Consider the following 9,338-nt stretch of genomic DNA (forward strand, 5'->3'; position numbering starts at 1 on the left):
CCTGGTCGGTCAGTCTGCGCACACGGACGGGCTCGGCCACCGCGCCTCCAGCGATCGGATCGGACGTCACTCCACATCCAACCGCCACGACCACCAACCCGGCGAACCAACGCGGTCACAGCACTAGCCGCCACGCTCGCCGTACTGCGTATGAGCCAGGCCGGCCGGAACACCCGCTTCTACCTTTGTGTTGATCGATGTCGGTGCGGATCCTGATCAATCCAGCGTCAGTGGTCCACCCGGACATGGTGGACCTCAACCTCGCCCCGTCCGGTCGGCCTGTGGCGCGAACTCCTATGCCTACCGGTGCGGTCGGTTCACTGAGGCGAACGGATTCTCCCACTGAGAAAACCTCAAAAGTAGTTCAGTGCTACAGACGCCCCATGTCATCCAGTGACCGGAGGAAGCACTCGGCCCGTGCACTCTCCGAGCGCGATCACACTGCCCCCCGGTCCGGGGGCGGTCGCCCGCATGCTGACCTCGTCGCCGTCGCGCAGGAAGGTGAACTCGCTCCCGTCCTTGAGGGTGAGCGGTTCCGAGCCTCCCCAGCAGATTTCCAGGAAAGAACCACGCTGGTTCCGAGCCGGCCCGGACACGGTGCCGCCGGCGAAGAAGTCACCCGCGCGCAGATCGGCCCCGTTGACCGTCATATGGGCCAGCATCTGGGCGGCTGTCCAGTAGGTCTCGGCGAAGGGGGCTACCGCGACCACCTCGCCGTTGAGGGCGATCTCGATCTGGAGATCGAAACTCCATGGGTCGGTGTCGCTGTCGTCGAGGTATGTCGAGAGCGGTGTGTCCCGCGGCGGGGGCGCGACACGGGCTTCCGCCAGGGCGGCGAGGGGAGTGACCCAGGGCGAGATGGTGGTGCGGAAGGACTTGCCGAGGTTCGGGCCGAGGGGGACGTACTCGAAACTCTGGATGTCGCGCGCCGACCAGTCGTTGGTGAGGGTGAGTCCGAAGATGTGCTGCTCGGCTTCGGCGATCGGAACCCGGCCTCCTGGCACCGGGGACCCGAGCACGAAGCCGACCTCGGCCTCGATGTCGAGGCGTCGGCTGGGGCCGAACCCGGGTGCTCCCTCGGGCTCGGCCCGTATGCCCTGCGGACGTGGGAAGTCGGTGCCGCTGGGGGCAATGGTGCCGGACCGCCCGTGGTAGCCGATGGGAAGGTGTTTCCAGTTCGGGGTCAGTGGCTCCGTGTGCGGCCGGAAGATCCTGCCGACGTTGCGGGCATGGAACTCGTTGCCGTAGAAGTCCACATAGTCGGCAACGGTGAACGGCAGCCCGAGAGTCGCTTCGGCTACCGGGACGGCCAGCGCGACGATCGAGTCGGTGTCCGCGGCGTTCTGCAACGTCTCCTGGAGGGTGTCCCGTACTTCGTCCCACACCGCCTTGGGACACGCGAGCAGGCCGTCCAGGGAGGGAGAGTCGACGGCCTCCCTGGCTGTCGCACTGACATCGTCACCGGCGAGAGCCAGTACGGTTCCCACATCGAGGACGTTGTCTCCGAGTCGTACACCGAGTCGCGGCGGGGCACTTCCCACGGTGAACGAGCCGTAGGGAAGGTGCTCGACGCCGTTCCCGGTGGTGCCCAGGACAGCGGCGGCGCTTCCAGGGCGCGGGGTGCTCATACGTGACCTCCACGCGGGGCGGGAAGAAGAGTCGAATCCAGAAGGCCGAGGGCGACGAGCGACTCCACCGGTTCGAGGATGCTGCACGTGCCGAAGGACTCGAAGGTGGCACGCCATCCGGTGCCGGCATCCAGGTATGCGCGACGGATCGCGTCGTGATCTTCCAGCGACAGTGCCTGCTCGGTCTCGCGCGGGGAAGCGCCTTGCTGCGCCATGGCCGTGGCGAGGGCGATGTTGAGGAAGCCGTGGTGCGGGAAACCTGTCTCCGGCCCGGTGTGCCGGATGGCCCGGTGGAGTCCTGCGGTCAGCTTGAACGGCACTCGTGCCGCGGCCGCCGCGGAGATGACCGCGGCGAGTTCCCGGACCGTGGGGAACAAGCCGGCATCGAGGCCACCCGTCCGGAACTTCAGACGGGCCCGGGTGCCGCCGAGCAGCGCGACTCCTCCCTCTTCGACAGCGGCCTGGCCCAGTTCGAGGTGGACGCCGTAGGGGGCCGCTGCGGCGAGGTCCGCCGCCGCACGCAGCTGGTCGCGCCATCGTCCGTCGGTCTTCACCTCCAGACCGGACACCACGAGTCCGTCCGGGGGGTCGGCGGCGAGGCGGCGAGCCTCGTCGAGCGTGCCGGGAGCCACCACGAGTCCTACTCGGAGCGGTTCGCGTCCGAGGTCGCAGCCGAGTTCAGCGCTGGTGTCCCGGGCCAGCCGCGCGGCGTCGGAAACCCGGTCGAGCGTCAGCAGGAATGGCCCCACCAGCGAGGCTAGGGATGTGGATCGCCGGGCCAGGTGCGCCCGGACGGCGTCCGGAAGACTGGCGGACCCCGGCGGGAAGATCGCGGCGTCGTCGAAGAAGCCAGTGAATGCCGACCGGGCTGTCGTCATGACAGCCACCGCCCGCCGCTCCAGGACGATGCGTAGGTCTTGTCCTCGGCGGCGAGGCCCGCCTCCCCGAGCTGCAGCGGCCGGAAGGTATCGATCATGATGCCGGTCTCGTCGAAGTAGTCCTTGCCGAGGCTGGCCTCGATCGCGCCCGGCTGCGGCCCGTGCGAGTGTCCTCCGGGGTGAAACGAGATCGAACCGAGCCCGATGCCGGAGCCCTTGCGTGCCTCGTACTCGCCTCCGACGTAGAACATGACCTCGTCGGAGTCGACGTTGGAGTGGTAGTACGGCACCGGAACGGCTAGCTCGTGGTAGTCCACCTTGCGGGGCAGGAAGTTGCAGACCACGAAGTTGGTGCCCTCGAAGGTCTGGTGCACCGGCGGCGGCTGGTGGACCTTGCCGGTGATCGGCATGAAGTTGGCGACGTTGAACGTGTACGGGTACAGGCAGCCGTCCCAGCCCACGACGTCGAACGGGTGGCGCGGCAGGGTGTGGATCGTCCCGGTAAGCCCGGACGCGCCGCGGTGCTTGATGTAGACATCGACGTCCGCCTCGTCGATCTGCAGCGTCTCGGACGGCCCGCGCAGATCGCGCTCGCAGTACGGCGCGTGCTCGAGGAACTGCCCGTACTGGGACAGGTACCGCCGGGGCGGCACGATATGGCTGCTTGCCTCGATGGCGTAGAGGCTGACCGGGCGGTCCTGCTCGACGACCCACCGGTGGGTGGTGCCGCGCGGGATCACCACATAGTCCCCCTGCCCGGTCGGCAGCGCCCCGAACACGGTCTCGACGACCGCTTCGCCGGCCTCGACGTAGACGCACTCGTCGCCGACTGCGTTCCGGTAGAGCGGCGACGTCGCTCCCGCGACCACATAGGAGATCCGGACATCGTCGTTGCCGAGCACGAGACGGCGGCCCGTGACGCCGTCCGTCTTGGCGATGGTGGAGGCGTCCGCCAGGCCGTGCAGCTTCAGGTGGCGGGGAAGCAGCGGGTCATTGGGCGTGAGCGTCTGATCAGGCAGCTCCCAGCGGCGGGCCGCCACGAGCGCCGACGGGATGTAGCGGTGATACAGCAGCGACGAGTCCGAGGAGAACCCCTCCTCACCCATCAGCTCCTCGTAGTACAGGGCCCCGGTGTCCGAGCGGAACACGGTGTGCCGGAGCGGCGGCACCGCGCCGAGCGAGCGGTAGTACGCCATCAGGTGCTCCTTGGCGATCATTGACAGCGGTGTGGTGCGAGCATGCGTGCATGACTCAGCGGGGCGCAAAGCCGTGCAGTCGCCGGCCTCGTCGCGGCGCCCGCCTAGGTGCGGTTTCCTGCTCAGCACGAGCGTGCGGGTCACGCCGACGGGGCCCCCGGGAGACGGCGTCCCGCCGAGTGGTGTAGCCGATCAAGCTGACGGAATCCGCAGGTAGCGGCCCGAATCGCCCTCGCCGGAGGCCCTGTTGAGGCTCGCCGGGCCGGGACCAGCGGTGATCGCACGACGGCCAGCAGCGGCACCTATCGGATGGCTCCGAAGCGGAGGCGACGGACCGTGATCGGCTACACCACAACAGGAGACACGACCTCCAGGGACGTTCACGCTGACATGAAAATGAAATACTCTGCGGGCCACAATGAGGGCTGGAGCCCTGCGGGCAGGGCCGAGGCGGTGCCGCTCTGGCAGCGCCCGGGAAGGAGGCCAGCGCCATGACGACACGCGACGCCGCCGTCGATTCCCGTGCCCGCCGGTCGCGGACGGGAGCCGCCTCCGTCTTCCCGGTGCCCTCGCAGCGGCTGGCGATCGTCGACCTCGGGCTCGAGCTGGCGGCCAGGCCGCGCATCACGGCGACGACCGAGCGGCTGAGCTGGGGGGTGCTGCATCTCCACGACCCTGACGAACTCGGCTGGGCTCTGACGGTCAACCGCCCGGCCGCCGTGCTTGTCGTCCTTGCCACGGACCTGCCACCTGACCCGCTCGTCGTAGAGCGCGTGCGCCGGGCCACACGCGCCCCGATCGCCGTCCTGGGCGACGTGAGCGGGCCGCAGAGCGTCGCTCTCATCTCCGCCGGCGCAGACACTGTCCTGCCGTCGGGTATCCGCGAAGAGGAGCTGGGTGCCCGCCTGCTGGCGCTCGTGCGTCGGGCGGCTGATGGCTCCGATGCGGGCACGCGCTACCTGGTGTCCGGGCCGCTGCGCGTGGACCTGTGGCAGCGGGAGGCCACGCTGGCGGAAGAGCCGCTGCCGCTGACGAGTACCGAGTTCAAGCTGCTCGTCTGCCTGATGGAGGTCAACGGAAAGGTGGTCCCGGTCAGCCGTCTTGTCTCCCGCGTGTGGGGCTGGGCCGGCAGTGACGATGGGCTCAACACCCTCCGCATCGGTGTGGTCCGCCTGCGACGCAAGCTCGGCGACGATGGTCATGCGCCTCGCTTCGTGCTGTCAGTGCGAGGCTCCGGCTACCGGTTCGGAGGCGAGGTGACCGAGGTCGGGACCAGGGAGGAGGAGCACCCCGCCGAGACCGGGAGCGACCTCCTGCTGGCCGAGCGGCTGGCCCGGCGCTGTGAGGAGCTCGCCAGCGCGGCCACCGCCAGGGACGCGGCGACCCTGGTCACCCGTGCCCTCGTCAGCGAGGGGACCGTGGACGCGGTCGGCCTGCACCTGCTGAAAGGCGACCGCCTGCAACTGGTCGCCCACCACGGGTTCAGCGCCGCCTGGCAGGAAGCCGCCCAGGAACTGCGCCTCGCCGACTCGGGTTTCGCAGCCGTCCGCACCCTCTTCGCGGAGGAACCGCTCCAACTGCGGCGTCTCTCGCCCAGGGCGGCATATCCTCGCACCGCTGCGCTGGCCCGCGTCGAGCTTCCAGGAACCTACCTCTTCGTGCCGCTGCGCAGCGGCACGAACGTGGTGGGGACGATGGGACTGCACCGGCACTGCTCCGAGCCGTTCGGCCCGTTGAGCATCACCTACCTCAAGGCGGTCGCGGCGCTGTGCGGCGTCTGCCTGAGCGCGCGCTGGCCCAACCCGCCCGCCTGACCCCGGCTGCTGCACCACCGGTCCCGTCTGCCCACCGGCCTGCCCGCCATGAACGGGCACTCGATGTGGAGTTCTGCCCCAGGAAACCCTGGCCGAACGGCTCCGCACCTGCGGAGCCGGGATTTCCCCGGCTTCTCACCCGCACCGGGGTTGGCACCGAGGTCGCCGCGATGCAGCTGTCCGGCGCCGCGGGCGACATGCACGTGCGGGAGCCCGGCGCGCCGCGGTGCACAACATGGGCGGGCTCGCGGTGGCCAGCTACGTCAGGATCCTGGAGGCCGCCTGCCCGCCGGAGGCTGGGGGCTGCCACCCTGGTCGCATGACTTCCACACCGCCGGATGACAATGTCGCCGACCTCAACTTCCAGTCCTTCGCGGCGTATGCCCACCGGCGCACGAGCGAGCTCGCCGGTGACGTTGATCTCGAAGCGGCGCTGCTGGTCCTCACGCTCCACCGTGCGGCCAGCACGGTGGTCTACGACCTCGAGTCGAGCGTTCACCGGCCAGCGGGATGGAGCTGGTCAGGATTCCGCCTGCTCTACGTGCTCTGGGTGGCCGGGCCCCTAGAGGCCCGGCACGCCGCCCGCCTGTCCGGTATGAGTCGGCAGAACACCTCGACACTGTCGAACACCCTTGAGCGCCAGGGTCTCCTGACCAGGTCCCCGGCGCCCGATGACGGCCGGCTGATCACCTATGCGCTCACACCGGAGGGCACGCAGCGGGTACATGAGGCCTACCGTGCCCACAACGAGCGGGAAGGCATGTGGGCGCAGGTCCTCACACCCGGCGAGCGCGCCGGGGTCATCAGCGCCCTCGGCAAGTTGCTCGCGGCGGCCGACGACCTGGATGTGCGCCGCCGAGACTGAGCTGCAGCCGCGGGGGCTGCGGCTCCCGCCGGAAAGACCCGCTGCAGCCCTTGCGGATGCGACACCACCCTCCTAAGGTCATGAAAGGTTTTATGACTTTTGCTCGATGGGGAGCCGCCATGCCCAAGCCGTTCGCTTCCACCGGGGACACCCGGGTCAAGCAGCAGACCCTCCAGGTGATCGCGCACGGCGCGTACGCCGTCACTGCGGAGGGCGACCCGAACTTCGGCGCGGTCGAGGGAGAGGACTTCATCGTCTGCTTCGAGGCTCTCGCGACCCCGACCGTCGCCCGCCGAGCGCTCGCCAAGGTGCGGCAGCACACTGACAAGCCGGTGCGCTACCTGGTCCTGTCGCATTACCACGCAGCGCGGGCCCTCGGTGCCAGCGCGTTCGGGGCCGATGTGATCATCGCCCACGCCCAGACCCGAGCCCTGATCGAGGAGCGCGGCCGGCAGGACTGGGAATCCGAGCAGGGGCGCTTCCCCGCGCTGTTCGAGGACCCGGGCTCCATCCCTGGACTGACGTGGCCCGATGTCGCGTTCGCCGACGAGCTGTCCATCGACCTTGGCGGCGAGCGAGGCGAGCTGCGGCTGTTCTTCCTGGGCCGCGGGCACACCTCCGGGGACATCGTCGCCTGGCTCCCGCGGCACAAGGTGCTGTACGCCGGCGACCTGGTGGAGACCCAGGCCGCGCTCTATACCGGAGACGCCTATCACCGGGAGTGGGCCACCGGGACCCTCGACCGGATCGCGAGCCTGGGCGCAGAGGTGCTGGTGGGCGGCCGAGGCGTCATCGCCCAGGGCAAGGACGAGGTCGACGCGGCGATCGGTCAGACGCGGGGTTTCCTCACCACGCTGATCGACGCCGTCCAAGGCGTCCACGAACGCGGCGGCGGCCTGAAGGATGCCTTCGAGGCCGCCCACGGCGCGCTCGAGCCCGGATACGGCGGCTGGCCCATCTTCCAGCACTGCCTGCCCTTCGACGTCGCCCGCCTCTGGGAGGAGCTTTCCGGTCAGGAGCACCCGACCATCTGGACTCCTGAGCGTGACCGCCAGGTCTGGGCACAGCTGCAGGACTGAGGACCGGAAGACACCATGACCACCACCGGCACCAGCGGTCTCGAAGCCCCCGTTGCCGTCATCGGCAACGGCCCGGTCGGCCAGACCGCAGCCCTGCTCCTGGCTCGCTGGGGACTGCCAGTCATCATCCTTGACCAGCGCCCCGCGCGAGATCTGGTCGGCTCCAAGGCCATCGCGCAGCAGCGCGATGTCCTCGACGTCTGGGACACCCTCGACGGGGCCGGCCGGCAGATCGCGGACGAGGGGGTGACCTGGAGCCGTTCCCGCACCTTCTACCGAGAGCGCGAGCTGTTCAGCACCCAGTACACGGGCGACGGCAGTGCCTTCCCCCCGTTCGTGAACATCTCCCAGAGCCGCACCGAGCAGATCCTCGACGAGCGGATCGCCCGTCAGCCGCTCATCGAGGCGCGATGGGACCACGAGGTCACCGGCCTGGTCCAGCATGAGGACCACGTCGAGCTTGCCTGCGACACCCCGGGCGGAACCGCCCACATCCGCGCTGCCTACGTGCTGGCCTGCCCGGGCGCACGCGGCCACGGCATCCGTGACTGCCTCGGGGTCGAGTTCAGCGGCCGCACGTTCAGCGACCAGTTCCTCATCTGCGACATCCGGGCAGACGTGCCCGGGTGGGAGCGTGAGCGGCGCTTCTACTTCGACCCGGAGTGGAACCCCGGGCGCCAGGTGCTCATCCATCCCTGCCCGGACTCGACCTACCGGATCGACTGGCAGGTGCCCGAGGATTTCGACCTGGCGGCCGAGGAGAGCGGCGGCGGGCTGGACCGCCGGATCCGCACCGTCATCGGCGACCGCCCATACCAGATCAGGTGGAAGTCGGTCTACCGGTTCCACTCCCGCATCGCCAGCCAGTTCCGGGTGGCCCGGGTGCTCCTGGCGGGCGACGCCGCGCACTTGGTGTCACCCTTCGGCGGCCGGGGCCTCAACTCAGGCGTCCAGGACGCCGAGAACGCCGCCTGGAAGGTGGCAGCGGTCCTGCACGGCATGGCCGGGGAGGCGCTACTGGACAGCTATCACCACGAGCGGCACGCCGCGGCCCAGGAGAACCTCGCGGTCACCGCGGCCACGATGGAGTTCCTGACTCCCCAGACCCCCGCCGCGCAGGCGCGGCGGCGGGACATCCTGGAGCGCTCCGTGCTCGACCCAGCTGTTCGTGCCGACGTCAACTCGGGACGGCTGGCCGAGCCGTTCTGGTACGTCGACTCGCCGCTGACGACCCCCGACCCGGCCCGTCCCTTCGGCGGCCGGCCGCCGAAGGGGTCCGTGCCCGCGCCCGGACCCGGCGTGCTGATGCCCGACGTCCCGATCGTGCACCCGGTCACGGCCGAGGCCACGCGCCTGCGGCTGCTGGTCCGGCGCCGCTTCACGGTGATCACCGGCGACGACGTGGACGTCGCCGCGCTGCACGGCCAACTGCTGGATCTGGGGCGCGCCGTGCCCGTGCACCGGATCGCGGATCTGGCCGGCGGCGGCGCCGCGGCGCTCGGGATCAAACCCGACGAGGCCTGGGTGATCCGCCCCGACGCCCACCTGGCTGCCACGCTCGCCGATCCGGCCGCCGTCAAGGTGAACGCCGCCATCACCCGGGCACTGGGAGCCGGCATCACCCAGTCTCCGCCGCCATCCCGGCGGACCTCCTCCACCACCCCATCGGCCTGACCTGCCCATCGCCAACGCGGCCAGGGTATCCCCCGAGACTTTCCCGTCCAGGAGCCATAGTGTCACCCGAGGAACAGCTAGTGCTGTGACCGCGTTGGTTCGCCGGGTTGGTCAGGCCACGCTGGTGAGGGGGCGTCCGCCCCATCGGATGCCCTTCTCGCTTCGGATGCGGGCGCGTTCCTTGCGTTCGGCGGCGAGGACGTC

The 9,338-nt window shown here is 69.8% G+C and carries 7 protein-coding genes; 4 read left to right on the top strand and 3 right to left on the bottom strand.

Features of this window, described 5'->3' with window-relative positions; genetic code table 11:
• Positions 1-386: 386 nt before the first annotated feature.
• From GRC12_RS37620 to GRC12_RS37630, 3 genes are read right to left on the bottom strand one after another with little or no spacing between them, the layout of a single operon-like run.
• Entirely contained in the window at positions 387-1,628 is a 1,242-nt protein-coding gene (locus GRC12_RS37620; protein WP_208784712.1) for a fumarylacetoacetate hydrolase family protein, read from the bottom strand.
• A complete protein-coding gene (locus tag GRC12_RS37625; protein WP_208784714.1) occupies positions 1,625-2,506 on the bottom strand; it encodes a hypothetical protein in 882 nt (293 codons plus the stop codon). Before GRC12_RS37625 ends, GRC12_RS37620 begins: the two co-directional genes overlap by 4 nt.
• Positions 2,503-3,702: a homogentisate 1,2-dioxygenase gene (locus GRC12_RS37630; RefSeq protein WP_208784721.1), complete on the bottom strand. Its 1,200-nt coding sequence runs from the start codon at positions 3,700-3,702 to the stop codon at positions 2,503-2,505. The genes GRC12_RS37625 and GRC12_RS37630 overlap by 4 nt, the downstream gene beginning before the upstream one ends.
• Before the next feature lie 491 nt (positions 3,703-4,193).
• Here GRC12_RS37630 and GRC12_RS37635 point away from each other — a divergent pair, with 491 nt between their 5' ends.
• The 4 genes from GRC12_RS37635 (at position 4,194) to GRC12_RS37650 (ending at position 9,134) form a co-directional block, all read left to right on the top strand.
• Positions 4,194-5,516 (top strand): winged helix-turn-helix domain-containing protein, encoded by a 1,323-nt coding sequence (locus GRC12_RS37635; protein WP_208784716.1) that lies wholly within the window; start codon positions 4,194-4,196, stop codon positions 5,514-5,516.
• Between the two features lie 319 nt (positions 5,517-5,835).
• Positions 5,836-6,381, top strand: a complete 546-nt coding sequence (locus GRC12_RS37640) for a MarR family winged helix-turn-helix transcriptional regulator (RefSeq protein WP_208784718.1) — start codon at positions 5,836-5,838, stop codon at positions 6,379-6,381.
• Positions 6,382-6,500: 119 nt separating this feature from the next.
• On the top strand, positions 6,501-7,460 hold the full coding sequence (locus tag GRC12_RS37645; protein ID WP_208784719.1) for an MBL fold metallo-hydrolase: 960 nt from the start codon (positions 6,501-6,503) through the stop codon (positions 7,458-7,460).
• 15 nt (positions 7,461-7,475) lie between these two features.
• Positions 7,476-9,134, top strand: coding sequence for an FAD-dependent monooxygenase (locus GRC12_RS37650; RefSeq protein WP_208784720.1), 1,659 nt, complete (start codon positions 7,476-7,478; stop codon positions 9,132-9,134).
• Positions 9,135-9,338: the final 204 nt, after the last annotated feature.

Source organism: Streptomyces griseorubiginosus (genome assembly GCF_017614965.1).
Taxonomy (GTDB): Bacteria; Actinomycetota; Actinomycetes; order Streptomycetales; family Streptomycetaceae; genus Streptomyces; species Streptomyces griseorubiginosus_B.

Coding starts and splice junctions, on each gene's coding strand:
- GRC12_RS37635 (WP_208784716.1), top strand. CDS start 4,194: ATGACGACACGCGACGCCGCCGTCGATTCCCGTGCCCGCCGGTCGCGG.
- GRC12_RS37640 (WP_208784718.1), top strand. CDS start 5,836: ATGACTTCCACACCGCCGGATGACAATGTCGCCGACCTCAACTTCCAG.
- GRC12_RS37620 (WP_208784712.1), bottom strand. CDS start 1,628: ATGAGCACCCCGCGCCCTGGAAGCGCCGCCGCTGTCCTGGGCACCACC.
- GRC12_RS37625 (WP_208784714.1), bottom strand. CDS start 2,506: ATGACGACAGCCCGGTCGGCATTCACTGGCTTCTTCGACGACGCCGCG.
- GRC12_RS37650 (WP_208784720.1), top strand. CDS start 7,476: ATGACCACCACCGGCACCAGCGGTCTCGAAGCCCCCGTTGCCGTCATC.
- GRC12_RS37630 (WP_208784721.1), bottom strand. CDS start 3,702: ATGGCGTACTACCGCTCGCTCGGCGCGGTGCCGCCGCTCCGGCACACC.
- GRC12_RS37645 (WP_208784719.1), top strand. CDS start 6,501: ATGCCCAAGCCGTTCGCTTCCACCGGGGACACCCGGGTCAAGCAGCAG.